The organism is Sphingopyxis sp. NJF-3, assembly GCF_053514865.1.
The window spans coordinates 2,748,956-2,775,267 of the sequence record NZ_CM130726.1 but is presented as its reverse complement, the minus strand read 5'-3'; the positions used below and the strand labels follow the sequence as shown (position 1 = coordinate 2,775,267).

Sequence of the window (26,312 nt, the reverse complement as noted above, 5' to 3'; positions counted from 1 at the left end):
CGAAAGCTGGGATCGCTATCGTGGTTGTTCAACCTCCAGCGATCCCAGCTTTCGCTGGGATGACGTTTAATCTCAACCCGCCTTCGCGACCCGCCAGATCACCCCGCCGGTATCGTCGGCGACCAGCGCGCTGCCGTCTTTCGCGACCTTGACATCGGCGGGGCGGCCGCGGGTCGTCTTGCCGTCCTTGGCGAGGAAGCCGTCGAGCAGGGTGACCGGCAGCGCATCGACCGGCTTGCCGCGGTCGCCGAACTTCACGAACACCACGCTATAGCCTGACACCGGCTCGCGGTTCCACGATCCGTGCAGCGCGATCAGCGCGCCGTTCGCCCATCGTTCGCCGAGATCGAGCCCCTCGGTGAAGGTGAAGCCGAGCGGCGCGACATGCGCGCCAAGGGCATAGTCGGGGCGCTTCACATATTGCCGGCGATCCTCGGCGTCGGGATCGACGCGCGGGTCGACGAAGCCGCCCCAATAATACCAGGGCCAGCCGAAGAAATCGCCCTCGTCGACATTGGTCAGATAGTCGGGAACGAGGTCGGAACCGAGCATGTCGCGCTCGTTGACGACGGTCCAGAGCTGGTCGCTGCCGGGATACCAGGCGAGGCCGACCGGGTTGCGCAGACCCGCGGCGAAGGTGCGGACATAGCCGTTCTCGGGCCGCACCTCGAGTACCGCGGCGCGGCGGAACTCGTTGTTCACGCCCTTTTCACCGATATTGCTGTCGGCGCCGACGCCGACATAGAGCCAGCCGTTCGGCGCCGCGACGAGGCTCTTGGTCCAGTGGCGGTTGGTGCCCTTCGCGGGCAGGTCGGCGATCTTCTTCGGCTTGCCCGCCATCTTCGTCGCGCCCTCGACATAGGGAAAGGCGAGCAGCGCGTCGGTGTTCGCGACGTAGAGCGTCTTGCCGACCAGCGCCATGCCATAGGGCGAGTTGAGGCCGGTGATATAGGCGCTCCTGACCTCGGCCTTGCCGTCGCCGTCGGCGTCGCGGAGCAGGGTGATGCGGTTCGCCGACGCGCCGCCGGCGCCGGCCTTGCTCATCAGGCTGCCCATCACCTTGCCCTCGATGCCCGAGGTGTCGCGCGGCGGGCTCTGCGCTTCGGCGACGAGGATGTCGCCGTTCGGCAGCACGAAGATCGAACGCGGATGGTCCAGGCCTTCGGCGAAGCGCTGAACCGCCAGCCCCGCCGCCGCCGCCGGTGCCTGTCCGGCCGGCCAGTGCGTCGCCTCGGGCACGTTCATCGTCGGGAAGGTTTCGGGCCGCTGTGCCGCCATCACCGGCACCCGCCCGCTGAGCTCGGCGGTCGAGAAGCGCGCGACGTCGGGACGCGACATCACATAGAAGGTGATCCCGCCGGCGATCAGGAGGACGATCAGGGCGAGGGCGGCATATTTCAGGATCTTGCGCATGCTGTCTGTCTACACCGGCGGATCGCGGCGGCAAAGGGGCGAAACGCGGGGTGCGACTGGGTTAACGCGAAGGCGTCTGCAATTAACCTTACCTGCCCGTTCATCACGGTTGGGAACGGCGCGGTCAGGGCGGATCGCTATGGTCCGGTCTCCACGCAAGAACCGGGGATATGATGCAGCTTTCAGCACCTTTTCTCGCCGATCGCGCCGCGGTCGACGACGCCTATGCGCTGATCGATCTGCACGGCGACGAAGCGGGCTTCGCCGCGGCGGCGCGCGCCGAGCAATATCGCGTGCTCGGCAACCATCTTCATTTCGCGCGCTGGCGGCAGATCGAGCGGCTGATCACCTATCTGTCGGTCGAGAGCGCGCTCGACACGGTGCATTGAGGCGAGCCCTTCGCACTAATCGGCCATGCTGTTCTTGGCCGAAGCGATCGAGCGGTTGCGGCCGTCCCGCTTCGCCCGATAGAGCGCGGCATCGGCGTCGGCGATCAACAGCGCGGCGTTGCCGCCCTCGGCCCGATCGACATGGCCGATGCCGATACTCACCGTGACCCGCCCGCCCGGGGCCGGCGAAGGCAGATCGAGGCGTTCGACCGCGCATCGAATCGTCTCGGCGAGCACCATCGCCTCAGCGAGATTCGCGGCGGGCAGGATCACCGCGAACTCTTCGCCGCCATAGCGTGCGACGAGGTCGGACCCGCGCGTCGCGCAGCCGGCCAGCGCCTCTGCCACGGCCCGCAGCCGCTGGTCGCCCACCGGATGGCCAAGCCCGTCGTTGAGCAGCTTGAACTGATCGACGTCGATCATCAGCAGCGCCATCCCGCTTCCGGACCGTGCGGCGCGATCCCATTCGCGGCGCAGGCTTTCGTCGAACTGGCGCCGGTTCGCGAGGCCGGTCAGCGCGTCGACGCGCGACAGCCGCTCGAGTCGGTTCTGGTCGTCGAGGCTGCGTAGCTGGACGAGAATGGTGCGCAGGCCATAGCCGAGGATCGCCGCGCCGCAGCCCGCTATCGCCAGTGCGGGGTCGATCCGGACCAGAGAAGTGGAAACCATCAGCAGCGTCGCGGGCAGCATCAGCGGCGCCGCGGCCTGCACGACATGCGGAAAGGCCGGCGAGGTGCGGAGCACGCCCTTGCCCGGCATGTGGTGCGCGATCGCGAGGCCGGCGAGCAAAGTGAACGGTAGCCCGATCACCAGGTCCGACGGCGATCCATAATAGACGTCCGCATAGAGATGGTTGATGAAGGCGGCGGTCGCCAGATAGGCGAAGGCGAAGAGGGTCAGGCTGCGAAAACAGGCACGCCGAACCGGATCGGCGCTCGCCAGAAAGCGGATCGCCGCGAACAGCGCGATGAACAGATTCTCGATGTCGAACATCAGACGGAGGGCGAGCAGATTGGCGGTGCTCGTGTCGGCCAGCGTCGCAAAGGCGAAGGTGTGGCGGAAGAACAGATAGCCGAGGATCGCCGCGAGCGCCGCGTCGATCAAGCGAACCGGCCAGGATTCGCGGTCGGGGGCCGCGAGCGCGAAGATGATCGGGACGCCGTAGAGGATGAAGAGCAACAGGGTGAAACCGGCGGCACCTGACCAGCTGTCGAACCACAACCCCGCGAGCAGATTGCTCGCCATCCCGCCGGCCCACAGCAGCATCGCGGCCCCCAGTGCGATCCAGCCCTCCACGAAGGCGTCGCGCCGGGCGCGATGAAAACAGGCCGCGGCCGCCAGGAGCGGCGCGAAAACCAGGAAGAGCAGCGACAGGAGCCAGGCCTTGCCGCCGCCGAGGGCGATCGCGGATGCGTGCGCGGCGACGAAGGCGAGCGGCAGGAGAATGTCCGGATGCCGGCGCCAAGCCGGGGAGCGCGCCGGGAAGGCCGAATCTTCGGCTTTATCCTGCAAAGACATGCCCATGCCTGCCTCTTACCACGCCGATGCGGCGCCGCCATCGGTTATCGGGTGGGCGCGGCGGGACAGGTCTAGGTCACATACCCATTACCGGCGCGCTCGAGGTTTGAAGCGATTTTGTTCAGTGCGAGAAGGCAAGGGGAAGGAATATGTCGATATTTCAAGACTTGCCGACGAAGCAATGGACAAAATCGGTCAAATCCCCCCTTCCGCTTAATTGGGGGGACGTCGAAATGGCTTCGATCTCGGCTCCGTGCGGCCTTGCGGGTAGAACCACTACACGCTGCGCCCGCCCGAACCCGATATCTTCGCCATTTCGACGCCTCGAACGTGCCGGTAGTGGATATGTGACCTAGAGGCGCAGGCCCGCGGTTTCGGGCAAGCCTGCCATGATGTTGAGGCTCTGGACGCAGGCGCCGCTCGCGCCCTTGCCCAGATTGTCGAGCCGCGCGACGAGGCGTGCCTGGCTGCCGTCGGCAGCCGCGAAGACGAACAGGTCGAGCCGGTCGCTGCCGCCGTCGGAGGCGCGCAGCAGCAGTTCGCCGTCTTCCGGCGCCGCGCCCATGCCGACCACCGGGCTGGCGGCATAGAAGGTCGCGAGCGCGTCGCGGAGCGCGCCAGGCGTCGCCGCGCCCGGCATCGCCGCGAGCGGCAGGGGCACTTCGACCACCATGCCGCGATGCGCGGGGATGACGGCGGGGGAAAAGAGCGGCGCGACCGACAGCCCGCAGCGCGCCTGCATTTCGGGCACATGCTTGTGGCCGAGCGCCAGCGCATAGCCGCGCCATGCGATGTCGCGGTCGGCCTCGAAGCGCTCGATCAGCGCCTTGCCGCCGCCCGAATAGCCGCTGACCGCGTGGCAGATATAGGGCCAGTCGGCGGGGATCAGACCCGCGCGCACCAGCGGCGCGACCAGCGCGATGAAGCCGGTCGAATAGCAGCCGGGGTTCGACACGCGCTTCGCCTCGGCCACGGCGTCATGGCCGCTGACTTCGGGAAAGCCGTAGACCCAGCCCGGCGCGACGCGATGCGCGGTCGAGGCGTCGATGACGCGGGTGCGATCGTTCGCGATCATCGCCACCGCGTCGCGCGCGGCGTCGTCGGGCAGGCAGAGGATGACGAAATCGGCGGCGTTCAGCGCCTCGGCGCGCGCGGCGGCATCCTTGCGGCGCGCCTCGTCGAGCGTGATCAGCGAAAATTCGGCCCGCCCCGCGAGCCGCTCGGCGATTTCGAGGCCCGTCGTTCCCGCCGCGCCGTCGATGAAAACCGTCTGTGTCATGATGAAATTACCGCAATCTCTTCATGCCGCTCATCGGCGGCTGATGTCCCTTCTCCGCCGATCGCGCGACGACGTCGGCGAGCGGCTCGGTCTTGACCGCCATCCATCGTCGGCTCGCGTGGATGATCATGTCGTGATCGGCCATGATCCCGACGTGGCCGGGGAAGAAGACGAGGTCGCCGCGCGCGAGATCGGCGGGGGTTACATCCTTGTCGGCGCCCAGCGAGGCGAGTTGCAGGTCGCTGTCGCGCGGCAACTGCACGCCCGCCGCGCCCCAGGCGAGCTGGACGAGGCCCGAGCAGTCGATGCCCTTGGCGGTGCGGCCGCCCCACAGATAGGGCGCGCCGATCATCGCCTCGGCGACCGCGGCGGGATCGGCATCGGGCGATCCGACCTCGACCAGCGCCGCCAGCGGGAGAAAACCGTGCGGGGTCCGAAGCCATTCGCCCTCCGCCTCGCCCATGACGAGCGCGCCATAGGGCAGCACCGCGGGGCCGCCGCTCGCGGCATCGGGTGACGAATGCAGCATCGCCTCGACCATATTCACGCGGTGCGTCGGCGCGATCGGCGCGCCGAGCGCCTCGGCGGCGAGATAGCCGACATAATGATCGGCGAGGCTGTAGCCCCACGCCCAGCCGCCCGTCAGATCGAGCAGCGCGAAGCCTTCGCCGAACAGCAGTTCGCTTGTCTGGTCGGCGTCGAGCGTCGGCGCCGCGCGCATCGCGGCGGCGGGCAGTACCCCGCTGCGCATCATCGGCGCGGCATAGTGCGGGGCGAAATGAACGCCGGCGACCGCGATGTCGGCGAGGTCGGGACGGATCGCCACAACGCGCGGATCGAAGCTCTGCGACGTGCCGGTCAGGCCGAAGCGATCGCGCCCGGCGCCGACGACGCCGGGGCGTCCCATGCGCACGCGATGGATCGCGGAATTGAGGCCCGTTTCTGCTGTCACATGCCGTCCTGTTAATAGCGCCTCCGCCTCTGGGGCGGCCAATCGCGCGCCATTAGACCAGCGGGGCGGGCTTGATCAAGAATGTTCAATCGGCGCCGCGGCTGCGCCCGCGCCGGTCATAGCGCGCCTGCAGCATCGCCCAGGAGGCGCGCAGGCCCAGCGCCGCGCCGCCCTTGGGGCGCCCCGGCTTCGCCGAGGGTCGCCACGCGAAGGTGTCGAAATGCGCCCAGGGCGTCCCCTCGGGGACGAACCGCTTCAGGAACAGCGCGGCGGTGATCGACCCGGCGAAGGCCGAACTGCCCGCATTGCCGAGGTCGGCGATATCGGTTTCGAGAAGATCGGCATAGCCGTCCCACAGCGGCATCCGCCACAGCGGATCGTCGCGGTCGGCGCCGCCGGCGATCAGATCGTCCGCGAGTGCATCGTCATTGGCGTAGAGCGCCGGCAGGTCGGGGCCGAGCGCGACCCGCGCCGCGCCGGTCAGCGTCGCGAAATCGACGATCAGCTCGGGCGTATCCTCGCCCGCCTTCGCCAGCGCGTCGCCAAGCACCAGCCGCCCCTCGGCGTCGGTGTTGCTGATCTCGACCGTCAGCCCCTTGCGGCTCTTCAGCACGTCGCCCGGCCGAAAGGCGTCGGCCGAAATCGCATTCTCCGCCGCTGCGACGAGGCAATGGAGGCGGACGGGCAGGCCGGTCGCCATCACCAGTTCGGCGAGGGCGAGCGCGTGCGCCGCTCCGCCCATGTCCTTCTTCATCAGCCGCATCCCCGCCGCGGGTTTGATGTCGAGCCCGCCGCTGTCGAAGCTGATCCCCTTGCCGACCAGCGCGACGCGCGGGTGATCCTCCTTGCCCCACATGATCTCGATCAGCCGCGGCGCATGATGCTTGGCGGCGGCGCGGCCGACCGCATGGATCATCGGATAACCCTGCTCGAGCGCCTCGCCCTTGGTGACGGTGAGCTTGCCGCCATGCGCCTTTGCGATGCGCTCGGCTTCCTTCTCGAGTCCGGCAGGGCCCATGTCGGCCGCCGGGGTGTTGACGAGATCGCGGACCAGCGCGACGCCGCGCATCTCGGCGACCATCGGCGCGATCGCGCCGACGTCGGCGGTCAGCAGTACGCGGGGCCCCCGCGCTTCGCTTTTGGTTCGATAGGCGTCGAAGCGATATTGCCCGCTCATCCAGCCGAACAGCGCCTTGCCCGGCTGGCGCCCGTCGAGCCGGTAACGGCCCTCGGGAAGCGTCTGCGCTAGCTTGGCGAGGCACCAGGCCGACAGATTGTCCGCGTCGGCGACCGCGGTGACGACCGACCAGCTTTCGACGTCGTCCCCGGGCAGGATCGCATGGGCGAAGGCGTCGGGTTTGTAAGCGACCGCGGCGAGATGCGCGCGTTCGCGCGCGCTGCGGCCCTTCAGCCATTCGTCGTAGCTCTGCTTGTCGACGAGATGGATGGCGCGCGCCTCTTGCCCCTTGTCGGGCTGGATCAGGTCGGAATAATCGGTCATGCGTATTTGCTAGGCGCGCACGGAAACTTTGTCGATTCCCGGCGTTATGCCCGTATGACGACGATCCCACGCTATCGAACCGCGGCGCTCCTCCTTTCGGGCGTGCTGCTCGTCTCCGCCTGTTCGGAGAAGGCCCAGACCCCCGCTGAAAAAGCCGCAGCCGCCGCGGTCCCCGGAGCGCCTCCCGGCGGCGCGGAGGATGTTGCCGCGAAAAATGCGACGGCTTCCGACGTCAAGGAAACGAACGATCTGATCGAGTTTGCCTATAGTTATCCGGTCGAGGCGGCGCGGATTCCCGAACTCACCGCCTGGCTCGATGGCGACCGCGCGGCGCAGCGCGACGCGCTGGTCGAGGCGGCCGAGCGCGACAAGGCCGCCGCCGACAAGGAAGGCTTTCCCTATCATGCGCACAGCCATCTTCAGAGCTGGAAGCGGATCACGAACACGCGACGCTTCCTGAGCCTGTCGAGCGAGATTGCGACCTACATGGGCGGTGCGCACGGGATGCAGAGCTTCGACTCGCTATTGTGGGACCGCAATCATGCCAAACGGTTGAAGCCGCTCGACCTGTTCAAGAGCGGCGAGGCATTCGACAAGGCGGCGAACGACGATCTGTGCGCCGCGATCGAACGCGCCAAGGCGGCGCGCGGCGTGACCTGGTCGCGCGAGCCCGACAGCCCGTTCGGGAAATGCCCGTCGGCGTCGGCACAGACCGTCTGGCTCGGATCGTCCGACGGCAAATATCTCGACCGCCTGACGATCGCGATCGCGCCCTATGAGATCGGCCCCTATGCGGAAGGGAGTTACAAGATCAACCTGCCGATGTCCGAAGCGATCGTGAACACGGTCAAGCCCGAATACGCCCGCGACTTCCTGCCCGCGAGCTGAGGAGGTGCGCCGAGCGATCGCGAGGTCGACCTCTCCTGCGCGCCGCAGCCTCGCTACCCCGCGCGGGCCGAAGTAGCGCCCGCCTTCCTGTTCCCCGTCTGCGACGACAGCAGCTATATGTCGGGCCAGGTGCCGCATCCCAACGGCGGCACGATCGTTAATGGTTGGCGGGGGCAGGCAGGAGACATGCCATGCCAGCCAAATCCAAAGCCCAGCAGAAAGCCGCCGGTGCCGCGCTGAGCGCCAAGCGCGGCGATACGCCCAAGTCGAAGCTCAAGGGTGCGTCGAAGCAGATGGTCGACAGCATGAGCGAAAAGCAGCTTGAGGAGTTTGCCAAAGGCTCGCGCAAGGGCAAGCCCGAGCACGTCGACTGACGGTTTACTCCGCCGCTTCGAGCTCCGCCGGTGCCGTGGCCGCCCGCGCGGCGCCCGCACGGCCGAAGGCGAGTACGCCATCGGCGATCGCACCGGTGCGCATGTCGACGCGGTCCTGCACATAATTCTGGCTGAGCCGCCACGGCAGCCTGTCGGCGTTCTTGGGCATGATGTGCAGCGCGCGCTGGATATAGCCCGAGGAGAAATCGAAGATATTCTCTTCGGTCAGGCTCGCCGGGTCGGCGAGCACCGGCGTTGCAATGTCGGTGTTCGTGTCGCGCATATGGTTGAGGACGCGGCACACATATTCGGCGACGATGTCGGCGCGCAGCGTCCACGAGGCGTTCAGATAGCCGAACACGACCGCGAAGTTCGGCACGTTCGAGAACATGCACGCCTTGTAATAGAAATGCTGGCTCCAATTGACGAGATCGCCGTCGACTCGCACCGGAATCTTTCCCGCCACCGCGAGCTTGAGCCCTGTCGCGGTGATGATGATGTCGGCGTCGAGATGCTGACCCGATTTGAGCTGGATTCCGGTCTTGTCGAAGTGTTCGATATGGTCGGTGACGACCGATGCCTTGTCGGCCTTCATCGCCTCGAAGAAATCGGCGTCGGGGACGAGGCAGAGCCGCTGTTCCCAGGGATTATAGGGCGGGGTGAACGCTTTTTCGTCATAGCGGTCGCCGAGCGCGGCCTTCAGCCGCTTGGTCAGAAAGTCCTTGACCTTCTGCGGCTGGGTCCGCGCACGGCGGAAGCTGATGTCCTGAAGTCTTACATTCTTGAAGCGCGTGATCTTGTAGGCCAGTTCCTCGGGCAGGATCTTGCGCAGGAAATTGGCGAAACCGTCCTTCGCCGGTCGGATGAAATACCAGGTCGGGGTGCGCTGGAGCATGGTGACGTGCGCCGCGCCCTTGCCGTCGCCCTTTTCGGTCATCGACGGCACGATCGTGACCGCGGTCGCGCCCGATCCGATCACGACGACCTTCTTGCCCGAATAGTCGAAATTCTCCGGCCAGAATTGCGGATGGACGATCTGCCCTTCGAAATCCTCGCGCCCGGTGAAATTGGCGTCGAACGGCTCGTCATAATCATAATAGCCCGAACCGAGATAGAGCCAGCGCGCGGTGGTGGTCGAGGTCTGGCCGGCCGCGTCCTCCATCGTCACCGTCCAGCGCGCCTCGGCGCTGCTCCAGTCGGCGCCGACGACTTTGCGGTCCAGCCGGATGCGCTCGCGGATATGGCGTTCGTCGACGATGCGATTGAGATAGTCGAGGATCGCGGGCCCGTCGGCTATCGACTTCTCGTGCTTCCAGGGCTCGAAAACGAAGCCCAGCGTGTGCATGTCGCTGTCCGACCGGATGCCGGGATAGCGGAACAGGTCCCAGGTGCCGCCCAGATTGGCGCGGCGCTCGACGAGGGCGAAGCTGCGGTCGGGGCAGTTCATCTGAAGATGGACCGCCATGCCGATCCCAGAAATACCCGCGCCGACGATCAGCACATCCTGATCGACAGGGGCAGCCTTCGCGCCCGCGGGGCGTTCCATCGTCGCCGTGCCTGCCATCATGCTTTCTCCCGTATATCTTTATGGACGCAGCTTACGCATAGCGTTGCATTTTGCAATCGAATTGACGTTTACGGAAAGTGCCGTCGCGGCAGCGCGGGCATTGCCGCTGTCACAATATTGTCATAGGGGCGTCACCCAGTTGTCATCACCAGCCGCCGCCAGGAAAGGGAGGGCTTTCAAATGCGTCAGATAGCCGTCCTTCCCTATCGGTTCGGCGGCCCCGGCATGGACGGGCCGACCGAGATCCTGCTGATCACCTCGCGTGGCACCGGTCGCTGGGTGATTCCGAAGGGCAACCCGCTCACCGGCATGCCCGGCCACGCTTCGGCCGCGATCGAGGCCGAGGAGGAAGCGGGCGTCATCGGCGCGGTGTGCCCGACCCCGATCGGCAGCTATCAATATCGCAAGCGCCGCCCGAACGGCGCGTCGGTGATGCTCGACGTCGAGGTCTTTCCGCTTGCGGTGACCAGGGAGCTCGGCGAGTGGAAGGAGCAGGACGAGCGCGAACGGCGCTGGTTCGCCTTCGACGAGGCGGCAAAGGTGGTCGACGAGACCGACCTGCAGGCGCTGATCCGCTCGTTCGGCGACACCGGCTTTCGCGCCGTCGCCCGCACCAGCGGCGTTGTCGACAATATTGCGGAAAAAACGGGGGTTAGCCACATGTTCGCCTGGTTCCAGCGCCTGCTTCCCAAGCAGGGCAATTTCTTCGAGCTGTTCGAACGCCACGCCGCGACGCTGGCGGCGGGGGCCGAGGCGCTCGCGCGGCTGCTGCAGGGCGGTGACGGCATGGCGGACCATATCCAGGAAATCGTCGAGCGCGAGCACGACGCTGACGCGATCACGCGCGAGGTGCTGCAGACGGTGCGCCGCACCTTCCTGACTCCGTTCGACCGCAGCGCGATCACCGACCTCATCGCCTCGATGGACGATGCGATCGACGAGATGCAGAAGACCGCGGGCGCGGTCGACCTCTATGACGTGCGCGAATTCTACCCGGAAATGCGCGACATCGCGGGCATCATCGTCGACGCCGCACGGTTGACCGTCGAGGCGCTGCCGCTTTTGCGCAACATCTCGGCGAACGGCGCGCGCCTTCACGAGCTCACCGAGCGGCTGGTGCGGATGGAGGGGCATGCCGACGAGATCCACGCCGCCGGGCTCAAGCGCCTGTTCCGCGAGCATGGCGAGACGAACACGATCCATTTCATGATCGCGCGCGAACTCTACAGCCACCTCGAACGCGTCGTGGACCGGTTCGAGGATGTCGCGAACGAAATCGACGGCCTGGTCATCGACCACGCGTAGGCGGGGCGCCCCACCATGCACGAACTGGCATTTCCCCTTCTCGTCGGCCTGATCCTCCTCGCGCTGGCGTTCGACTTCCTGAACGGTCTGCACGACGCGGCGAACAGCATCGCGACGGTCGTTGCGACGCGGCTGCTGCGGCCGGTGCAGGCGGTGCTGTTCGCCGCCTTCTTCAACTTCGCGGCCTATTTCCTGTCGATCACCTTCCCCGAACTGCACCGCGTCGCGGAGACGATCGGCGCGGGGCTGATCGACAAGAATCTGGTGACGCCCGCGGTCGTCTTCGGCGCGCTCGTCGGGGCGATGTTCTGGAATGTCGTGACCTGGCTCAAGGGCATTCCTTCCTCGTCGAGCCACGCGCTCGTCGGTGGGATCGTCGGCGCGGGGGTTGCGCATGCCGGGTTCGAGGGCATCCAGTGGTCGGGGCTCAACAAGACGGTGATCGCCATCTTCCTGTCCCCGATGCTCGGCATGCTGCTCGCGATGCTGGTGATGCTGCTCAGCAGCTGGGCGCTGCGCCGCGTGACCGCGAATTTCGCCGAAAAGACCTTCCGCCGCCTCCACCTCTTCTCCTCCGCCGCCTATTCGATCAGCCACGGGCTCAACGACGCGCAGAAGACCATGGGGGTCATCACCGTGCTCCTCTATTCGACGGGCTATCTGAACGGCGAATTCCACGTTCCGCACTGGGTGGCGATCAGCTGCTATATCGCCATCGCGCTCGGCACCCTGTCGGGCGGGTGGAAGATCATCGAGACGATGGGCGGCCGCATCACCAAATTGTCGCACCATCAGGGCTTCGCCGCCTCGACCGGCGGTTCGATCATGGTCTTCGCGGCGAGCTGGCTCGGCATTCCGGTGTCGACGACGCACACGATCACCGGCAGCATCATCGGCGCCGGCGTCGCCCGCCGTGCAAGCGCGGTGCGCTGGGGCGTCGCGGGCAACGTCGTGGCGGCCTGGTTCATCACCATCCCCGCGAGCGCCATCGTCGCGGCGCTCTTCTATTCGCTGACGCGGCTGTTCTGACCTATCTGGCCGGCCGATAATCGATGGTCGCCGAGCCCGTCATCCGCACCGGCAGATAGAGCCCGTTGCCATAGGCCTTGATCTCGCCGGTCTCGAAGCCTTCGATGCGGGTACGGATCAGGAGGGCGCCTTCGCGGCGCCGGTCGACCGCCCGGCGGATCTTGCCTTCCAGCCCCTCGACGTCGCGCGTGAAATTCTGGGTCAGCGCATCCGCGATCAGTGTCGTGAAGCCGGGGCTCTGCCCCAGCTTGATGAGCAGGTCGCCGCCGATGCCGTCGGTATCGCCGGCGATGCGGATATCGGTGAAGTGCACCTCGGCCGATCCCGGTTCGTTGACCGGCACCGCCGTCGCCCAGATGCGGCCGTGGGTCGGCGCCTGACGGATGCGCTGCGGCTCCGCCTCGACCGACATTCCCACCGCGATGCGGCCGCCGGGCGAGCCATAGGCGGTGACCTTGGAAAAGCTTGCAGTCACCGGGCCGATGCGCGGCAGCTCGAACGGCCGCGCCGAACGCTTGACCAGCGCGCGCAGGATCACGGGTTCGAGTTCGGCATAGTCGGCGACGACGGGAACGAAAACGTCGAGCCGCGGGCTCAACCTCCCGCGTTCCAATCGCGGCAGCGGCGTCGCGGCGGGGTCGGCCGGGCGGGTGCCGACGAAGCTCTCGGTCACCGCTTCGAGCCCGAGGTTCAACCGGATGCGCCCGCCGTCGAGCCGGTAGCCGCCATAGAGGATGCGCTGCGGCGTGACGCGCATCCATACTGGCGGATTCTCGCGGTTGAGTTCGAGGGTGGTGAAGCTTTGCCGCCAGATGTCGGCCGCCTGCCGCTCGATATGGATCTTTGCGATTTCGTGCGTCACTTCACGTTCGACGTCACGCACCACCGGTTTCAGCTTCGCGTCGGCCTCGTCGGTGAAGGTGATGCGGCGGCCGAGGAAGTCGATTCCCGGCGCCCTGGTCCAGCCATAGCTGATCCGCGCCTTGCCTTGCAGCCGCCAGTCGGGGCCGAGTTCGACCCGGACGCGGGCGTGCGCCATCGCCGATCCGGTCGCGGTCTCGCCCCTCAGCACCCCGCCGACATCGCGCGCGCTGATCACCGCATTCAGCGGCACGTCGACGACGATCTCGTCGCCCTCGCCGCGCAGCCGCAGCGTCCCGCGCGTCACCTTGCCGACGATCGTGCATGCAAGGGGAGGCGTCACTTTCACCCGCTTGCCGAAAACCTTGACCCGCTGCGGCGGCACGCATGCCTTCTCGCGCCGGTCGATCGTCCACAAGGTGCGCGGCACGGCGCGTTCGAGCGCCGTCTTCAGCATCGCCGCGTCGGCGTCGATCGGCACCGCGATCAGCGAGGTCTGCTTTGGAGTGGGTGCGACGTCGGTGGCCTGGGGCGGCGCGACGTCGGCAACGGTCTGGCGCTTGCAGCCCGCGAGCGCGAGGCCGATCAATAATGCAGCACCCAGCCCCCTGACCCTGTCCATGGCTCAGCCCCTGATTGATGTCCTGTTCCTAACATCAAACGCACGGAGCTGTTCCATGAAAACATTATCTTAGGGCGCGACCGCCCCGAACAGATCATGCTCGTCGGCGTCCTCGACGATGACGTCGACGATATCACCGGCCTTGAGCGTCGCGGCGACGTCGCGGAGGTAGACGTGACCGTCGATCTCGGGCGCGTCGGCCTGACTGCGGCCGGTGGCGCCGATGCTGCCCTCTTCGTCGGCCTCGCCGACCTCGTCGATGATCACGGGGAGGGGGCGGCCGATCTTGGCTTCGAGCTTCGCGGCGCTGATCGCGGCGGTCTTTTCCATGATCCGCTGATAGCGTTCTTCCTTGACCTCCTCGGGCACCGGGTCGGGCAGGGCGTTCGCCTGAGCGCCCGCGACGGGCTCGAAGCGGAAGGCGCCGACGCGGTCGAGCTGCGCTTCGTCGAGCCAGTCGAGGAGGTAGCGGAAATCCTCCTCGGTCTCGCCGGGGAAGCCGACGACGAAGCTCGACCGGATCGCGATGTCGGGGGCGACCTGGCGCCAGCTTTTCAGCCGTTCGAGTACCTTGGCTTCGTTGGCGGGGCGCTTCATGCGCTTGAGCACGCTGGGGCTCGCGTGCTGGAAGGGAATGTCGAGATAGGGGGTCAGCAGTCCTTCGGCCATCAGCGGGATCACCGCGTCGACATGGGGGTAGGGGTATACATAGTGGAGGCGCACCCACGGGGCGCGGCCCTCGCTGGTGCGAAGCTGGCTGAGTTCGCGCGCGAGGTCGGTCATATGCGCGCGCACCTCGCGGCCTTTCCACTCACGCGGGTCGTGGCGGATATCGACGCCATAGGCCGAGGTGTCCTGACTGATCACCAGCAGTTCCTTCGTCCCCGCCGCGACCAGCTTTTCGGCCTCGCGCAGCACCGCGTCGATGCGGCGGCTGACCAGTTTCCCGCGGAGATCGGGGATGATGCAGAAGGCGCAGCTGTGGTTGCAGCCTTCGCTGATCTTCAGATAGCTATAGTGCCGGGGGGTGAGTTTCAGCCCGCCCTCGGGCACCAGATCGACGAACGGCCCCTGCGTCGGCGGCGCGGCGTCGTGGACGGCGTCGACGACCTGCTCATACTGGTGCGCGCCAGTGACCGCGAGCACCTTGGGGAAGCGGGCGCGGATGACGTCGGCCTCGCTGCCCATGCAGCCGGTGACGATGACGCGGCCGTTCTCGGCCATCGCCTCGCCGATCGCCTCGAGGCTTTCCTCCTTCGCCGAATCGAGGAAGCCGCACGTGTTGACCAGCACGACGTCGGCGCCGGCATAATCGGGCGACAGGCCATAGCCATCGGCGCGCAGCTTGGTCAAAATGCGTTCGCTGTCGACCAGCGCCTTCGGGCAGCCGAGCGACACCATGCCGACTTTCGGCTGGGCGGGAAGAGTCTTGGTTGTCATGATTGGCGGGGCGCATAGGGGATTTTTATGGGTTTGTCACGCCTCCGACGTTATCGGTGATGCCGTAGTTTGGCATGGCAGGCTCGACTAGCCTCCCCCCGTCACCCCGGACTTGATCCGGGGTCCCGCTCAGCAACGCCGGGAAGCGGGACCCCGGATCAAGTCCGGGGTGACGAAAGAGGCAAAATCACGCCCATTTTCAAATCGGGCGATCAATATTGATCGAAAAGGGACTGAGCATGATGATTGGCCTATTTGCAGCACTTTCGGCGGCGGTGGCGGTCGCGGCGGGGGCCTTCGGGGCGCATGGCGCGGCGGGCCAGCAGGAGGCCGACTGGTTGCGGACCGGCGGGCTCTATCAGCTCATCCACGCGGTAGCCGCGCTCGCGATCATGGGTTTTGCGCGCGGGCCGGCGATCCTGCTGCTCGCGGGCTCGGCGCTGTTCGCGGTCACCCTCTACGCGATGGCGCTGGGCGGGCCGCGGTGGCTGGGCGCGGTGACGCCGATCGGGGGAACCTTGCTGATCGCCGGGTGGCTGTGGGCCGCGTGGATTTATTGGCGGGGGTAGTAGATAATATCCGTATCCCCGAGCGAAGTCGAGGCTGCGACGCCCGAGGTTCTCGCTTCGCTCGAACGAGCCCCTCGGCTTCGCTCGGGGACGCGGATTTTTCAGATTGCGCGCAACTAATCCGAACTCGTCTCGCTGTCTCCACAGCGAACGACCTCGACCACATGGTCGCCCCGCTGCAGCCGCTTCGCTTCGTCTTCCCAGAAGCCATAGGGCTTGCCGTCGCGGTAGATGCGCAGGCCGCGACCGCCGGACGCGAGCTGGTCGATGCTGCCGCCGATCTCTTCGCCGCTGATCGCCCGTTCGACGAGCTGGACGCGCCCCGCGATGCCCGCAAGATCGGCCATATAGTCGGCGACATGCGCGCCCTCGGCCGATCCGGCGAGCAGCAGGCCGGTGAAGCTGACGGGGTTGATGACATTGTTCGCGCCCGCCTGCCGCGCGAGCAGTTCATTGTCCTGCGCGCGGATGACGACGCTGATCGGGACGTGCGGCGACAGGTGGCGAACGGTCAGCACGATCAGGATCGAGGTGTCGTCGCGCCCCGCCGACACCAGCACCGACCGCGCCTGATCGATGCGGATATGCATGAGCGTGTCGTCGTTCGACGCGTCGCCCTCCAGCACGTTGCAGCCCATATGTTCGGCGGCGTTGATGCGCCCGCGCGCCTGATCGATCACGACGATCGTGGCGGGGTCGGTCCCGCGCGCGATGAGTTCCTTGACCGCTTCGCTGCCGCTGATGCCGAAGCCGAGGACGACGATATGGTCGGTGAGCTTTGCCTGGATGCGGGCCATGCGCCATTTTTCCCATGTGCGTTTGAGGACGAATTGATAGGCGGTGCCGATGAAGATGAAGAGGACGGCGATGCGGATCGGCGTCACGATCACCGCCTCGATCAGCCGCGAGCGGTCGGACACCGGGGTGATGTCGCCGAAGCCGGTCGTGGTCACCGAGATCATGGTGAAATAGACGACGTCGAGGAAGCTGACATGACCGTCGTAGCTGTCGCGGAGCCCGGCGCGATCGCTCCAGTGGACCAGCACGACGATGGCGATCAGCAGGAAGGCGATGCCCAGCCGCGTCACGAGATCGGCCCACACCGGCCAGCGCGTCGCGCGGCGCAGCACCTCGAACTGCCGCTGGACGCTCTTGGTCAATCGCTTCGCCATCGCGGCTATCGTGGGGGCAGTCGCTTCATCGGGTCAACTGCTATTCGATTCGGGCGCGGCTGGAAATGGCGCTGCTTAGCCCTCGTAGGCGCTGCGCAGCGCCGCGAGCGAGGCGTCGTGGGTCAGGTCGAGCTGGAGCGGGGTGACCGCGATATAGCCGTCGTCGATCGCTTCGAGGTCGCTGTCGTGGGCGAGCGAGTGCTCGATGCCGTGCAGCCCGAACCAGTAATAGGTATAGCCCCGCGGGTCGGTCCCCTCGACGATCGAGCCGCGGTTATAGTCGTGGAAGCCCTGTCGCACGACGCGGATGCCCTTGACCTCGGCGGCGGGGATCGCGGGAAAATTGACGTTGACCATCGTGCGCGGTGCCATCGGGGTAGCGAGCAGCGGCGCCAGCACCTTTGCGCCCCAGGCCTCGGCCGCCTCGAAGGGTACGGTGTCGCCCATGCCTTCGCGCGCGTAGACCTGGCTCAGCGCGATGGCGGGAATCCCCGCGAGCGCGCCCTCGATCGCCGCCGACACGGTCCCCGAGTAAGTGACGTCATCGCCAAGGTTGGCGCCGCGGTTGACGCCCGAGAGGATCAGGTCGGGGCGCTCGGGCATCAGCTTGCCGATCGCGATCATCACCGAATCGGTGGGCGTGCCGGTACACGACCAGCGCCGCTCGCCATGCTGGCGGACGCGCACCGGGCGCGAGAGGGTGAGCGAATGGCCGGCGCCCGACTGCTCCTCGGCCGGTGCGCAGACCCAGATGTCGTCGCTGAGCTGGCGCGCGATCGCTTCGAGCACTGCGAAGCCGGGGGCGTGATACCCATCGTCGTTGGTGAGGAGGATGCGCATGTCTTGTCCCTAAGGGTCGTCATTGCGAGGAGCGCAGCGACGAAGCAATCTCCAGCGGGAAATGTCGCGCGAGGTCGAAGGCTGGAGATTGCTTCGCTTCGCTCGCAATGACGATCAAGGGGTCAGTCTGGTCAGTCCGCCCATATAGGGCAGCAGCGCCTGCGGAATATCGACGCTGCCGTCGGCCTGCTGGTAATTTTCGAGGATCGCGACCAGCGTGCGCCCGACCGCGAGGCCCGAGCCGTTGAGCGTATGGACGAACTCGGTGCCCTTCGCGCCCTCGCGGCGGAAGCGCGTGTTCATGCGCCGCGCCTGGAAATCGCCGCAGTTCGAGCAGCTCGAAATCTCGCGATAGGCGCCCTGACCCGGCAGCCACACTTCGAGGTCGTAGGTCTTGCGCGCGGCGAAGCCCATGTCGCCGGCGCAGAGCAGCATCTTGCGGTAGGGCAGGTCGAGCGCCTCGAGGATCGCCTCCGCCGCGCGCGTCTTGCGTTCGAGTTCGGCGTCGCTGTCTTCGGGACGGACGATCGAAACGAGCTCGACCTTCCAGAACTGGTGCTGGCGGATATAGCCGCGCGTGTCGCGTCCCGCCGATCCGGCCTCGGAGCGGAAACAGGGGGTGAGCGCGGTCATGCGGAGCGGCAGATCGGCCTCCGCCAATATTTCCTCGCGCACCGCGTTGGTCAGGCTCATTTCGGAGGTCGAGATCAGCCAGCGGCGATTTTGAGCATCCTTCTCGACCAGATTACGAACCTTGCCGCGGATCAAGTCCTCTATGACAGGAGAGAATTCCCCATCTCTGTCAAAATGTTCGTCTAGTATCTGTTCGAACAAGCGAGCGTTAAAGATAGATGTTGAGAAAAGATCCTCTTCAAATTTTGGCAGCTGCGCCGTGCCGAACGCCGCTTCGTCGCGCACCATCAACGGCGTCGCGCATTCGGTATAGCCCGCTTCGGTCGTCTGCTTGTCGAGCATGAACTGGCCGAGCGCGCGTTCGAGCCGCGCCATCGCACCTTTGAGGAAGGCGAAGCGCGCGCCCGACATCTTCGCCGCGGTTTCGAAATCGAGCCCGAGCGCCGGGGCGAAATCGGCATGTTCCTGCGGCGCGAAATCGAAACCGCGCGGCGTGCCCCAGCGCGAAATCTCGACATTCCCTTCCTCGTCGACGCCTTCGGGCACGTCGGCGGCGGGCAGGTTGGGGAGGGCGGCGAGGCTGTCGTGCAGCGCCGCGAGTTGCTCGCGCTCGGCGGTTTCCTGTTCGGGCAGCTTTTCCTTCAGGGCCGCGACCTCGGCCTTCAGCGCCTCGGCGATGTCCTTGTCGCCCTTCGCCATCGCCTGGCCGATCGCCTTCGACGCCTCGTTGCGGCGCGCCAGCGCAGCCTGCATGTCGGTCTGCAGGGCGCGGAGCGAGGTATCGGCGGCGAGAATCTGTTCGGACAGGGGTTCGATGCCGCGGCGCGCGAGGCCGGCGTCGAAGGCTTGCGGGTTGTCCCGGATCAGGCGGATATCGTGCATGGGCGCGCTATGGCGGCGCGGCGCGGGCGGTGCAACCCCGACTTACCGCTCCAGCAGTTGTGCCAGCTGGCCGAGCACGGTGCCCCAGCCGTCGTGGAAGCCCATCTCTTCGTGCCTGGCGGCATCCTCGGGGCTCTTGTGGAGAACGCGCGAGGAATAGAGGGTGCCGCCGTCCCGCGCCTCGAAGGTCAGGATCGTGGTCATCGCGAGCCAGGGCTCGGCGGGCTGCCAGCCTTCGGTCAGGACGGTGGTGAAGACGAGCTGTTCGTTCGGCACCGCGTCGAGGAAGCAGCCGTCGACATGCGGCTGCCACTCGCCGCCGCCCTCGCGCATCCGGGTGACGAAGCCGCCTCCGGGGCGAAGGTCGAGCCGGGCCACCTGGCACTCGATCGGCGCGGGGATCCACCATTTTTCGAGCTTGGCGGGATCGCGCCATGCATCCCATACCGCGGCGGGCGAGGCGGCGATGAAGCGTTCGATGGTGAGTTCGGTGGCGTCGGTCATGGTGTCTGCTCCCGTTCGGATTGCGATTCGACGAAGTCGGCGAGCCGGTCGGCGCGGCCCTGCCAGATGGCGCGCTGTTCGGAGAGCCAGCTTTCGGCCGCGCCCAGCCGGTCCGCCTCGATATGACAGGTGCGCACCCGGCCGCGCTTTTCCGACCGGATCAGCCCTGCCCCCTCCAGCACCGCCAGATGCTTGAGAAAGGCGGGAAGCCCCATGTCGAAGGGGCCGGCCAGCTGGGTCACCGGCGCCGCGCCTTTCAGCAGGCGGTGGACGACGGCGCGCCGTGTCGGGTCGGCGAGCGCGTGGAAGATTCCGTCGAGCGGTTGTTGGTTCACCATGTGGCGAACCATAGTAATGGTTTTCCGAATGGCAAACTAAAAAGCGGGGGCCAGGAAAAAGGGCCGCTCCGAAGAGCGGCCCCCGATTGACGGCCCATGCCCCCCAGCGGGCCGCCAGGAAATTTATGCGGCCTCGGTCTCCGCGCTGTCGCGGTTGGCGGCGCGGCGGCGCGCGACGAGCGCGGCGGCGGCGGCCCCGAAGAGGAGCATCATCGGCGGCGCCGGCACCGGGGTCGGATCGCCCGAAGACCCGCCGCTGCTGCCGCCCGAGCTCGACGACGAGGAAGAGGAGGACGACGACGAACTGCTGCTCGACGAGGAAGAGGAGCTGCTGCTGCTCGCGCCGAAGCTGCTGCTGCCGCCGGTCGCGCCCGATGAGGTCGAGCTCGACGACGAGGAAGAGGAGGAGCTCGACGAACTGCTGCTGCTCGATCCGCCCGAGGAGGAGCCGCCGTGCGACGAGCTGCCACCCCAGCTCGAGCTGCCGCCATGGCCGTGCGAGCTGCCGCCGCCCGACGAGGACGAACTCGAAGAGGAGGATGAGGAGGAAGACGAGCTCGACGACGAGCTGCTGCTCGACGAGGAGGACGAGCTGACGTTGCCCGACGAGGTCGAAACGCCGCCGGTCGAAGTGCTCACGCCGCCGGTCGAGGTCGACACGCCACCCGTCGAGGTGCTGACGCCGCCGGTGGAAGTCGACACCCCGCCGGTGGACGTGCTGACGCCCCCCGTCGAGGTCGAGGTGCTGACGCCGCCGGTCGAGGTCGACACGCCGCCCGAGGTGCTGCTGGTGGTCGAGCTGAGCCCGCCGGTGGTGGTCGAGGTGACGACGACGCTGCCGCTGCTGCCCCCGCTGCTGCCGCCGAAGAACCCGCCGAAAAAGCCGCCGCCGAACCCGCCGCCAAAGCCGCCGCCGATCACCGTGACCCCGGCGCCGCCGCCGCCCTCGAAGCCGTCGCCGCGCGGGAAGGGAGCGTAGGGGATGGGCGGAAGCGGGATCGTCTGGGTGACGACCTGGGTCTGCGGGGTCGCGGTGCGGATCACGCGCTTCGTCGTGACGACGCGGCGCACCCGCTTGACCTTGCGCTTCGCCGCGTGGCGCTTGCGCACGACCTTCTTGGTGCAGGGCGTGCACGACGGCGCCTTGCGCACATGCGCCGCCGCCGGCACGTCGGCGATCTGCATCGCGCCGCTGCCGATGATCGCGCCGCCGCAGGTGCAGGCGCAAAGCTTGGCGAGGGCCATTCGGACAGACATAGGTTTCTCTCTCTTTTCCCGTTGCTTGGCGGAGCGACACCCGTCGCGGCACCCGCTTGCCCTTCGGCTACGGCCAAAAGGCCAAAGCTTTGTGAACGCGACAATTGCGTTAACCGCGTTTGATTGTCCGAGAGCGGGAATCGGGGGCCGGAATCAACCCAATTGACCCCTTCTGTCCCGAAACGGAACGGAAAGGGCCCAATTTTGCGGCATTGGTTAACGTTGAAGGCGCGGAGAGGGGCTGAAAAGAGGGTCGCCGGAGGGGGGCCGCACCCCTGCGGGAATCGCCGCCGGGACGCTCCTTCGGTTCAGCCGGGCTTCAGCCGCACGTCCTATCAGCCGCTTAGGCGCTTGTATCGCAACCGGTGGCTGGGTATAGGCGCGGCGCAATCCCTTGGACCGCCAGCATCGGCGGCCAGGTGAGAGGAAAGGACGCGAAAAGCCCGCTATGCCAACCCAGATTGCCGATGTTGGTGCCGACGCGCTTCGCGAAGCCAAATCCAATCTCGATTCGGACTATCTTCCCCGCGAGGACGAGCCGTTCATGAACGAGCGGCAGCAGGATTATTTCCGCGGCCTGCTGCTCGCCTGGAAGAAGTCGATCCTGACCGAAGCCGAATCGACGCTGGCGCATCTGCAGGACGGCCCCTTGCGCGAGCCCGACCTCGCCGACCGCGCGTCGAGCGAGACCGACTGGGCGATCGAACTCAGGACCCGCGACCGCCAGCGCAAGCTGATCGCCAAGATCGACGCCGCGATCCGCCGCATCGACGAGGGCGAATATGGCTATTGTGCGGTCACCGGCGAGCCGATCTCGCTCGCGCGGCTGCAGGCGCGGCCGATCGCGACGATGACGCTGGAGGCGCAGGAGCGCCACGAGCGCAACGAGCGGATTTCGCGCGAAGACTGATCCGCCGCCGGCGGTCCATTTACGTTTCCGCAAGGGCTGGCCTCTAGGGTCGCCGCCTCGAACAACGGGCGCGGGAATGGGTCGCATGAAATCGCGGGTACCGGAATCACTGGACGAGCAAGTTGCGGCGCTGTCGCGCAGCGCCGATCGCGACAGCCTGTTCCTGCAAGCGAGCCTGGAGCTTCCGGGTGTCGAACGCCCCGTCGTGGTGCGCGTCCGCAACCTTTCGGCCGGGGGTATGCTGGCGGAAGGCGCCGCCGCTGTCTCTCAGGGCAGCACGGTCGCTGTCGAACTCGGCAATGTCGGTATCGTGCCGGGGCGCATCATATGGGTCGGCGAGGGCAAGTTCGGCATCGCCTTCGACCGCCCGATCAATCCGCAGGCGGTGCGCCGTCAGGTGGTCACCAAGTCCGATTTGCCGCCGCATCTGCGGCGAACGGGGCTCGAACGGCCCCCCATCTACCGCCGACGCTGACGCGCTCCGCGGGGAGAAGCGCCAGCGGGGCGGCAGGGACGCGCGGCCGGTCAGTAGACCGCGAGCATCTCTTCCTTGATCTTCAGTTTCTGCTTCTTCATCTGCGCCAGCAGGGCCGCATCGGGGGCGGGGCGCCGTTCCTCATTCGCAATTTTCGCATCGAGGTCCGCATGGCGGGACTTCAGGGTGGAAAGGTGCGAAATGCTCATGGGCCATTCTCCTTTTCGACTCGATTGGCACTCCCGAGTAAATCACGAATCGCCCCGAATGTCGTGGCGATTCGCTCACCCGGTCCCCGTTGCGGACGGGCCGTGATCGTGGCAGGAGGGCCGGCGTGAACCCCGAAGACATCGCCCAGCGCCTCGAACTGCTCCGCGTCGAGCACCGCGACCTCGACGCCGCGATCATCGCGCTCGGCGAAGGCGCGGTTCCCGACCAGCTCCAGCTCGCCCGGCTCAAGAAGAAGAAGCTGCGCCTGCGCGACGAGATCGCGTGGTGCGAGGACCAGATCATCCCCGACATCATCGCCTGACCGGCCTCCTGATTCAAAACGGGACGCGGGCGGCGCGCAAAAAATGGTTAGCGGCGTTGCGGCCCGGCGCGCGCCCGTGGCATCCTCGCGGGCATGACCAGAGGGGGCCCCGATCATCCGCCAGCGACGCCGCCGGTGCACCGCGCGCAGGTGGAAAATCTCTATGTCGAGGCGATGCTGCTCGCCGACGAGGCGCACGCGGCCTTCGCCGCGGCGCGCGACCTCGGCGCCGGCGGCCGCGACAGCCTGCTCCAGCTCAGCCTCGCCTGCGAATCGCTGAAGACCACGACGCGCCTGATGCACATCATCGCCTGGCTGCTCCACCGCCGCGCGATGATCGCCGGCGATCCGGGCGCGGGACCGGAGGACAGCGCCGCGCGCATCGGCGAGCCGGTCGCCGCCGACTGGACGGTCTGCGCGCGCTTCGCGCCGAACATCGGCCGCATCATCGCGGCGAGCGAACGCCTGTTCGAACGCATCGCCGGACTCGAGGCGGGCTGGAACGCCCCAGCGCCCGCGCCGCCGGTGCGGGCGATGCTCGAGCGGCTCGCGGCGCGGCTGTAAGCGCGCGGCCTGTCGGGCCGGACCCGCTTCCAGATCCTCCTGGGCGTGCACTGAGGAGGACGACCGGCGGTCTCCATGCTGGCGCCGCGGCGCGGCCGTGCCTATGTGTGCGGGCGATGACGCATCGGGACCGGAAAATCGTGATCGCGCGGCTGAAGGCGAAGCCGCTGCTGGCCGGGCAGCTGGTGAGCGCGCTGGTCTTCGCCGCGCTGGCGGTCGGGCAGGCGGCGCCGGTGGCGGCCGACGGCGCGGCGGCGATGCTGCGCGCGATCCTGTTCGGCGACGCGGCGGCGAGCGCGGCGATGCTCGCCGCGCTGTTCGCCTTCTGGACCTGCCTGCGGCTGTGGCGCCAGCGCGACGCCTGGATCTTCCACGACGGCGCGCGGCTCTATCGCGGCGGCGCCCTGTCGTGGCCGCTCGCGCTGGTCCGCGACGTGGTGATCGACCGCGGCGAGCTCGGCATCGTCTCGCTGCGGCTGGTCGTCGACGACGACAGCGAGGTGACGCGCGAACTGGTGAAGCTGTATCTGCTCGCGGACCGGCCCGAGGTGGTGCGCGATGCGGTGATGTTCGCGGCGGCGCGGGCGGGGGGCGTGGCGGTTTCGGCTTCGGTGCACTGACGGCCGCGGGGTCAAGATTCGGGGGATCAAAGTTCAGGAAAGTTCAGCCTTGTGGCGATCCCGTGCCGGGCGCCGCGGCGGGCGCCATGACCGCCTCTTCCGGGTTGTCGCCCAAGTCGTCGCGATACCAGTGCGGCAGCGCCCCGTCGCAAAGGTCGGCAACCTCGAGCGCCACGGCAAGATCGTCGGGGGCGATCAGCGCGGCGGGCTCGGCGGGCGGGGCGGGGTGCAGATGGGCCAGCGCCTCGGCCACCGGGGTGGCGGCCGGGGCTCCGTCGCGACCGGCGACGGCCTCCCGAAACCGGTCGGGCCCGTAAGCGCGGATCAGGAACATCAGCAACCGGTCGCTCTGGCGCAGGCGGCGGCCGACGCGGTTGCCTTCGCGATCGAACACCGGCTCTTCGCTGCCGACGAGCGCGCGTTCGAAGGCGGCGTCGAGCAATTTCTTCGACGCCGCATCGATCGCCGCGCCCCAGGCGCGGTCGAACGCTTCGGCGCCGGGGGAGCGGCGCAGGCGATAGGCGGAGGATTCGGACATGCCGACGCGCTGTGCGGCGGTGACGACCGATCCGCTATCGGCCAGCGCCTCGATAAAGGCGCGCTGCTTGTCGGGCGACCAGCCGTCCTTGCGGCGCTTTTTCAGCACCGGCACCCAGTCGTAGGCGGCGGGGTCGTGGCCGTGCGCGTCGAGCGCGGGGGTGGATGCGGCGGTGAGGGCGGGGACCGCGTCGGGCGCGGGGATGGGGGCGATGTGGCTCATCCGCCAGTTTGGAACATAAAAGGAACGTGTAGGAAAGCGTTTTTGGGGTGGGGTGTGCGAAATAGGATTTGGGAGGGCGCGAGCGGTGTGGAGATGGGATCTCACGCGAAGGCGCGAAGGCCCACCCCCTTATCGTCACCCCGGACTTGATCCGGGTCCATGCGGCGCTGGTGGAATGGATGCCGGATCAAGTCCGGCATGACGAAGGAGGAGGATGTGTGGAGGGAAGGCGTCACCCGCCCATCGGTGGCAGCCCCAAATCCCCGGCCAAATCGCGCCAATCGGGATTCGCCGCCTCGATCAGCTCGATCTTCCACTTGCGTTGCCAGTTCTTGAGCTGTTTTTCGCGCGCGATGGCGATTTCCATCGTCCCGGCGAGTTCGAACCAGACGAGCGTCTTGACACCGTAACGCTTGGTGAAGCCGTCGAAACTCCCGTCGCGATGCTGGCAGACGCGCTGGATCAGGTGCGAGGTGACGCCGGTGTAGAGCGTGCCGTGCCGCTCGCTCGCCATGATATAAGCGCAGGGCTGGAAGTCGGCGTGCATGGGGCCGAGGCTAGGGCGGCGATGGACCCCGGATCAAGTCCGGGGTGACGAGGATTGGGTCGGATTGGACGCTTCTTTCCCGATCGTCATGCCGGACTTGATCCGGCATCCATCCAGCCTATCGATCAGCGATAGCCGTACTGATCACGGATATTGTCGTTGAAATATTCGCCCTTCGATGCCGCCGACAGCAGACCGTTATAGATATACTGCGGCACACCGTAATAGTCGTAGGTACGACCGCTGGTGAAAGTGATCGCCAAAGTATGGCTGGTCGGATTGTATTCCGCCGCGCGGATCGCCGAGGAAGAAAAATAGGGCATTGGGGTACTCCCACAAAAAGAGGGCGGGCATCGCTGCCCGCCCTGCAATTTACGCGTACTGGATGAGCACCCAGACGACGGCTTTGCCGGCGTACGGGGGCATGCGGTTGCCTTTGGCGATCGGGGCAGTCGTGGAGGGCGTCCCCTCGACCTTCCAGATGCCGCTTTCGGGGCAAATCGTACCAGTGGCTGCGCGGGTCCCGATGCGGGATTTGGTCGTGTACTGCATGTTATTCACTCCTTGGAGT

Annotated in this window: 31 protein-coding genes and 1 pseudogene; 14 read left to right on the top strand and 18 right to left on the bottom strand. The window is 67.0% G+C overall.

The window, feature by feature from the left end:
- Positions 1 to 72: 72 nt before the first annotated feature.
- A complete protein-coding gene (locus ACOTSS_RS13450; RefSeq protein WP_448688633.1) occupies positions 73 to 1,413 on the bottom strand; it encodes a PQQ-dependent sugar dehydrogenase in 1,341 nt (446 codons plus the stop codon).
- A 170-nt stretch (positions 1,414 to 1,583) separates the two neighbouring features.
- On the opposite strand from ACOTSS_RS13450, the gene ACOTSS_RS13445 reads away from it, so the two are divergent.
- The gene (locus ACOTSS_RS13445; RefSeq protein ID WP_448688632.1) at positions 1,584 to 1,802 is read left to right on the top strand and encodes a hypothetical protein; all 219 of its coding nucleotides are present in this window, start codon (positions 1,584 to 1,586) and stop codon (positions 1,800 to 1,802) included.
- A gap of 15 nt (positions 1,803 to 1,817) precedes the next feature.
- On the opposite strand, the gene ACOTSS_RS13440 is transcribed toward ACOTSS_RS13445, so the two are convergent.
- The 4 genes from ACOTSS_RS13440 to ACOTSS_RS13425 form a co-directional block, all read right to left on the bottom strand.
- Entirely contained in the window at positions 1,818 to 3,326 is a 1,509-nt protein-coding gene (locus ACOTSS_RS13440) for a diguanylate cyclase (RefSeq protein WP_448688631.1), read from the bottom strand.
- 346 nt (positions 3,327 to 3,672) lie between these two features.
- Positions 3,673 to 4,599, bottom strand: coding sequence for an N-acetyl-gamma-glutamyl-phosphate reductase (gene argC / locus ACOTSS_RS13435; protein WP_448688630.1), 927 nt, complete (start codon positions 4,597 to 4,599; stop codon positions 3,673 to 3,675).
- Positions 4,600 to 4,606: 7 nt separating this feature from the next.
- Complete coding sequence (locus ACOTSS_RS13430; protein WP_448688629.1) at positions 4,607 to 5,551, bottom strand: C40 family peptidase; 945 nt, start codon at positions 5,549 to 5,551, stop codon at positions 4,607 to 4,609.
- Between the two features lie 85 nt (positions 5,552 to 5,636).
- Complete coding sequence (locus ACOTSS_RS13425) at positions 5,637 to 7,052, bottom strand: leucyl aminopeptidase family protein (RefSeq protein ID WP_448688628.1); 1,416 nt, start codon at positions 7,050 to 7,052, stop codon at positions 5,637 to 5,639.
- Between the two features lie 54 nt (positions 7,053 to 7,106).
- Between ACOTSS_RS13425 and ACOTSS_RS13420 the strand changes: the two genes are divergently transcribed.
- From ACOTSS_RS13420 to ACOTSS_RS13410, 3 genes and pseudogenes are all read left to right on the top strand, one after another.
- Positions 7,107 to 7,940, top strand: coding sequence for a DUF3298 and DUF4163 domain-containing protein (locus ACOTSS_RS13420; protein WP_448688627.1), 834 nt, complete (start codon positions 7,107 to 7,109; stop codon positions 7,938 to 7,940).
- Between the two features lie 66 nt (positions 7,941 to 8,006).
- A pseudogene (locus tag ACOTSS_RS13415) lies at positions 8,007 to 8,105 on the top strand (NAD(P)-dependent oxidoreductase); the annotation flags it as partial.
- A 26-nt stretch (positions 8,106 to 8,131) separates the two neighbouring features.
- Positions 8,132 to 8,314 (top strand): DUF3008 family protein, encoded by a 183-nt coding sequence (locus ACOTSS_RS13410; RefSeq protein WP_448688626.1) that lies wholly within the window; start codon positions 8,132 to 8,134, stop codon positions 8,312 to 8,314.
- 4 nt (positions 8,315 to 8,318) lie between these two features.
- On the opposite strand, the gene ACOTSS_RS13405 is transcribed toward ACOTSS_RS13410, so the two are convergent.
- Positions 8,319 to 9,878 carry a flavin-containing monooxygenase gene (locus ACOTSS_RS13405; protein ID WP_448691355.1) on the bottom strand — a complete coding sequence of 520 codons (1,560 nt, stop codon included), beginning with the start codon at positions 9,876 to 9,878 and terminating at the stop codon, positions 8,319 to 8,321.
- A 183-nt stretch (positions 9,879 to 10,061) separates the two neighbouring features.
- Between ACOTSS_RS13405 and ACOTSS_RS13400 the strand changes: the two genes are divergently transcribed.
- A complete protein-coding gene (locus tag ACOTSS_RS13400) occupies positions 10,062 to 11,186 on the top strand; it encodes a DUF47 family protein (protein WP_448688625.1) in 1,125 nt (374 codons plus the stop codon).
- A 15-nt stretch (positions 11,187 to 11,201) separates the two neighbouring features.
- On the top strand, positions 11,202 to 12,215 hold the full coding sequence (locus ACOTSS_RS13395) for an anion permease (RefSeq protein WP_448688624.1): 1,014 nt from the start codon (positions 11,202 to 11,204) through the stop codon (positions 12,213 to 12,215).
- A 1-nt stretch (position 12,216) separates the two neighbouring features.
- Here ACOTSS_RS13395 and ACOTSS_RS13390 read toward each other — a convergent pair whose 3' ends face one another.
- On the bottom strand, positions 12,217 to 13,698 hold the full coding sequence (locus tag ACOTSS_RS13390) for a DUF4403 family protein (protein ID WP_448688623.1): 1,482 nt from the start codon (positions 13,696 to 13,698) through the stop codon (positions 12,217 to 12,219).
- 69 nt (positions 13,699 to 13,767) lie between these two features.
- Positions 13,768 to 15,138 (bottom strand): 30S ribosomal protein S12 methylthiotransferase RimO, encoded by a 1,371-nt coding sequence (gene rimO / locus ACOTSS_RS13385; RefSeq protein ID WP_448688622.1) that lies wholly within the window; start codon positions 15,136 to 15,138, stop codon positions 13,768 to 13,770.
- A gap of 242 nt (positions 15,139 to 15,380) precedes the next feature.
- On the opposite strand from rimO, the gene ACOTSS_RS13380 reads away from it, so the two are divergent.
- Positions 15,381 to 15,707, top strand: coding sequence for a DUF423 domain-containing protein (locus tag ACOTSS_RS13380; RefSeq protein WP_448691354.1), 327 nt, complete (start codon positions 15,381 to 15,383; stop codon positions 15,705 to 15,707).
- A 116-nt stretch (positions 15,708 to 15,823) separates the two neighbouring features.
- On the opposite strand, the gene ACOTSS_RS13375 is transcribed toward ACOTSS_RS13380, so the two are convergent.
- From ACOTSS_RS13375 to ACOTSS_RS13355, 5 genes are all read right to left on the bottom strand, one after another.
- Positions 15,824 to 16,879: a potassium channel family protein gene (locus ACOTSS_RS13375; protein WP_448688621.1), complete on the bottom strand. Its 1,056-nt coding sequence runs from the start codon at positions 16,877 to 16,879 to the stop codon at positions 15,824 to 15,826.
- A gap of 75 nt (positions 16,880 to 16,954) precedes the next feature.
- Positions 16,955 to 17,719 (bottom strand): 5'/3'-nucleotidase SurE, encoded by a 765-nt coding sequence (surE, locus tag ACOTSS_RS13370; protein WP_448688620.1) that lies wholly within the window; start codon positions 17,717 to 17,719, stop codon positions 16,955 to 16,957.
- Positions 17,720 to 17,833: 114 nt separating this feature from the next.
- The gene (gene serS / locus ACOTSS_RS13365) at positions 17,834 to 19,234 is read right to left on the bottom strand and encodes a serine--tRNA ligase (protein ID WP_448688619.1); all 1,401 of its coding nucleotides are present in this window, start codon (positions 19,232 to 19,234) and stop codon (positions 17,834 to 17,836) included.
- Positions 19,235 to 19,276: 42 nt separating this feature from the next.
- A complete protein-coding gene (locus tag ACOTSS_RS13360) occupies positions 19,277 to 19,738 on the bottom strand; it encodes an SRPBCC family protein (protein ID WP_448688618.1) in 462 nt (153 codons plus the stop codon).
- Positions 19,735 to 20,076: an ArsR/SmtB family transcription factor gene (locus ACOTSS_RS13355; protein ID WP_448688617.1), complete on the bottom strand. Its 342-nt coding sequence runs from the start codon at positions 20,074 to 20,076 to the stop codon at positions 19,735 to 19,737. Before ACOTSS_RS13355 ends, ACOTSS_RS13360 begins: the two co-directional genes overlap by 4 nt.
- 154 nt (positions 20,077 to 20,230) lie before the next feature.
- Here ACOTSS_RS13355 and ACOTSS_RS13350 point away from each other — a divergent pair, with 154 nt between their 5' ends.
- The 4 genes from ACOTSS_RS13350 (at position 20,231) to ACOTSS_RS13335 (ending at position 22,718) form a co-directional block, all read left to right on the top strand.
- A complete protein-coding gene (locus ACOTSS_RS13350) occupies positions 20,231 to 21,055 on the top strand; it encodes a hypothetical protein (RefSeq protein ID WP_448688616.1) in 825 nt (274 codons plus the stop codon).
- Positions 21,056 to 21,082: 27 nt separating this feature from the next.
- On the top strand, positions 21,083 to 21,499 hold the full coding sequence (locus ACOTSS_RS13345; RefSeq protein WP_448688615.1) for a hypothetical protein: 417 nt from the start codon (positions 21,083 to 21,085) through the stop codon (positions 21,497 to 21,499).
- A gap of 282 nt (positions 21,500 to 21,781) precedes the next feature.
- Entirely contained in the window at positions 21,782 to 22,243 is a 462-nt protein-coding gene (dksA, locus tag ACOTSS_RS13340) for an RNA polymerase-binding protein DksA (RefSeq protein ID WP_448688614.1), read from the top strand.
- Between the two features lie 76 nt (positions 22,244 to 22,319).
- Positions 22,320 to 22,718 (top strand): PilZ domain-containing protein, encoded by a 399-nt coding sequence (locus ACOTSS_RS13335; protein WP_448688613.1) that lies wholly within the window; start codon positions 22,320 to 22,322, stop codon positions 22,716 to 22,718.
- A 50-nt stretch (positions 22,719 to 22,768) separates the two neighbouring features.
- On the opposite strand, the gene ACOTSS_RS13330 is transcribed toward ACOTSS_RS13335, so the two are convergent.
- On the bottom strand, positions 22,769 to 22,927 hold the full coding sequence (locus ACOTSS_RS13330; protein WP_448688612.1) for a YdcH family protein: 159 nt from the start codon (positions 22,925 to 22,927) through the stop codon (positions 22,769 to 22,771).
- A 125-nt stretch (positions 22,928 to 23,052) separates the two neighbouring features.
- On the opposite strand from ACOTSS_RS13330, the gene ACOTSS_RS13325 reads away from it, so the two are divergent.
- The 3 genes from ACOTSS_RS13325 (at position 23,053) to ACOTSS_RS13315 (ending at position 24,434) form a co-directional block, all read left to right on the top strand.
- A complete protein-coding gene (locus ACOTSS_RS13325; RefSeq protein WP_095386419.1) occupies positions 23,053 to 23,250 on the top strand; it encodes a YdcH family protein in 198 nt (65 codons plus the stop codon).
- A 93-nt stretch (positions 23,251 to 23,343) separates the two neighbouring features.
- The gene (locus ACOTSS_RS13320; protein ID WP_448688611.1) at positions 23,344 to 23,814 is read left to right on the top strand and encodes a DUF1465 family protein; all 471 of its coding nucleotides are present in this window, start codon (positions 23,344 to 23,346) and stop codon (positions 23,812 to 23,814) included.
- Between the two features lie 116 nt (positions 23,815 to 23,930).
- Complete coding sequence (locus tag ACOTSS_RS13315) at positions 23,931 to 24,434, top strand: hypothetical protein (protein WP_448688610.1); 504 nt, start codon at positions 23,931 to 23,933, stop codon at positions 24,432 to 24,434.
- Positions 24,435 to 24,477: 43 nt separating this feature from the next.
- Here ACOTSS_RS13315 and ACOTSS_RS13310 read toward each other — a convergent pair whose 3' ends face one another.
- The 4 genes from ACOTSS_RS13310 to ACOTSS_RS13295 all read right to left on the bottom strand — a co-directional run bounded on the left by ACOTSS_RS13310 (position 24,478) and on the right by ACOTSS_RS13295 (position 26,293).
- Entirely contained in the window at positions 24,478 to 25,194 is a 717-nt protein-coding gene (locus tag ACOTSS_RS13310) for a hypothetical protein (RefSeq protein WP_448688609.1), read from the bottom strand.
- Positions 25,195 to 25,426: 232 nt separating this feature from the next.
- Entirely contained in the window at positions 25,427 to 25,741 is a 315-nt protein-coding gene (locus tag ACOTSS_RS13305) for a GIY-YIG nuclease family protein (RefSeq protein ID WP_448688608.1), read from the bottom strand.
- A gap of 125 nt (positions 25,742 to 25,866) precedes the next feature.
- Positions 25,867 to 26,064, bottom strand: a complete 198-nt coding sequence (locus ACOTSS_RS13300) for a KTSC domain-containing protein (RefSeq protein ID WP_448688607.1) — start codon at positions 26,062 to 26,064, stop codon at positions 25,867 to 25,869.
- A 49-nt stretch (positions 26,065 to 26,113) separates the two neighbouring features.
- Positions 26,114 to 26,293 carry a hypothetical protein gene (locus tag ACOTSS_RS13295; protein ID WP_448688606.1) on the bottom strand — a complete coding sequence of 60 codons (180 nt, stop codon included), beginning with the start codon at positions 26,291 to 26,293 and terminating at the stop codon, positions 26,114 to 26,116.
- Positions 26,294 to 26,312 lie beyond the last annotated feature (19 nt).

Coding starts and splice junctions, on each gene's coding strand:
- ACOTSS_RS13320 (WP_448688611.1), top strand. CDS start 23,344: ATGACCAGAGGGGGCCCCGATCATCCGCCAGCGACGCCGCCGGTGCAC.
- dksA (WP_448688614.1), top strand. CDS start 21,782: ATGCCAACCCAGATTGCCGATGTTGGTGCCGACGCGCTTCGCGAAGCC.
- ACOTSS_RS13295 (WP_448688606.1), bottom strand. CDS start 26,293: ATGCAGTACACGACCAAATCCCGCATCGGGACCCGCGCAGCCACTGGT.
- ACOTSS_RS13375 (WP_448688621.1), bottom strand. CDS start 16,879: ATGGCGAAGCGATTGACCAAGAGCGTCCAGCGGCAGTTCGAGGTGCTG.
- ACOTSS_RS13310 (WP_448688609.1), bottom strand. CDS start 25,194: ATGAGCCACATCGCCCCCATCCCCGCGCCCGACGCGGTCCCCGCCCTC.
- ACOTSS_RS13425 (WP_448688628.1), bottom strand. CDS start 7,052: ATGACCGATTATTCCGACCTGATCCAGCCCGACAAGGGGCAAGAGGCG.
- ACOTSS_RS13450 (WP_448688633.1), bottom strand. CDS start 1,413: ATGCGCAAGATCCTGAAATATGCCGCCCTCGCCCTGATCGTCCTCCTG.
- ACOTSS_RS13315 (WP_448688610.1), top strand. CDS start 23,931: ATGACGCATCGGGACCGGAAAATCGTGATCGCGCGGCTGAAGGCGAAG.
- ACOTSS_RS13420 (WP_448688627.1), top strand. CDS start 7,107: ATGACGACGATCCCACGCTATCGAACCGCGGCGCTCCTCCTTTCGGGC.
- rimO (WP_448688622.1), bottom strand. CDS start 15,138: ATGACAACCAAGACTCTTCCCGCCCAGCCGAAAGTCGGCATGGTGTCG.
- ACOTSS_RS13405 (WP_448691355.1), bottom strand. CDS start 9,878: ATGGCAGGCACGGCGACGATGGAACGCCCCGCGGGCGCGAAGGCTGCC.
- ACOTSS_RS13395 (WP_448688624.1), top strand. CDS start 11,202: ATGCACGAACTGGCATTTCCCCTTCTCGTCGGCCTGATCCTCCTCGCG.
- ACOTSS_RS13410 (WP_448688626.1), top strand. CDS start 8,132: ATGCCAGCCAAATCCAAAGCCCAGCAGAAAGCCGCCGGTGCCGCGCTG.
- ACOTSS_RS13390 (WP_448688623.1), bottom strand. CDS start 13,698: ATGGACAGGGTCAGGGGGCTGGGTGCTGCATTATTGATCGGCCTCGCG.
- argC (WP_448688630.1), bottom strand. CDS start 4,599: ATGACACAGACGGTTTTCATCGACGGCGCGGCGGGAACGACGGGCCTC.
- ACOTSS_RS13300 (WP_448688607.1), bottom strand. CDS start 26,064: ATGCCCTATTTTTCTTCCTCGGCGATCCGCGCGGCGGAATACAATCCG.
- ACOTSS_RS13305 (WP_448688608.1), bottom strand. CDS start 25,741: ATGCACGCCGACTTCCAGCCCTGCGCTTATATCATGGCGAGCGAGCGG.
- ACOTSS_RS13330 (WP_448688612.1), bottom strand. CDS start 22,927: ATGAGCATTTCGCACCTTTCCACCCTGAAGTCCCGCCATGCGGACCTC.
- ACOTSS_RS13400 (WP_448688625.1), top strand. CDS start 10,062: ATGCGTCAGATAGCCGTCCTTCCCTATCGGTTCGGCGGCCCCGGCATG.
- ACOTSS_RS13335 (WP_448688613.1), top strand. CDS start 22,320: ATGGGTCGCATGAAATCGCGGGTACCGGAATCACTGGACGAGCAAGTT.
- ACOTSS_RS13380 (WP_448691354.1), top strand. CDS start 15,381: ATGATTGGCCTATTTGCAGCACTTTCGGCGGCGGTGGCGGTCGCGGCG.
- serS (WP_448688619.1), bottom strand. CDS start 19,234: ATGCACGATATCCGCCTGATCCGGGACAACCCGCAAGCCTTCGACGCC.
- ACOTSS_RS13440 (WP_448688631.1), bottom strand. CDS start 3,326: ATGGGCATGTCTTTGCAGGATAAAGCCGAAGATTCGGCCTTCCCGGCG.
- surE (WP_448688620.1), bottom strand. CDS start 17,719: ATGCGCATCCTCCTCACCAACGACGATGGGTATCACGCCCCCGGCTTC.
- ACOTSS_RS13445 (WP_448688632.1), top strand. CDS start 1,584: ATGATGCAGCTTTCAGCACCTTTTCTCGCCGATCGCGCCGCGGTCGAC.
- ACOTSS_RS13355 (WP_448688617.1), bottom strand. CDS start 20,076: ATGGTGAACCAACAACCGCTCGACGGAATCTTCCACGCGCTCGCCGAC.
- ACOTSS_RS13360 (WP_448688618.1), bottom strand. CDS start 19,738: ATGACCGACGCCACCGAACTCACCATCGAACGCTTCATCGCCGCCTCG.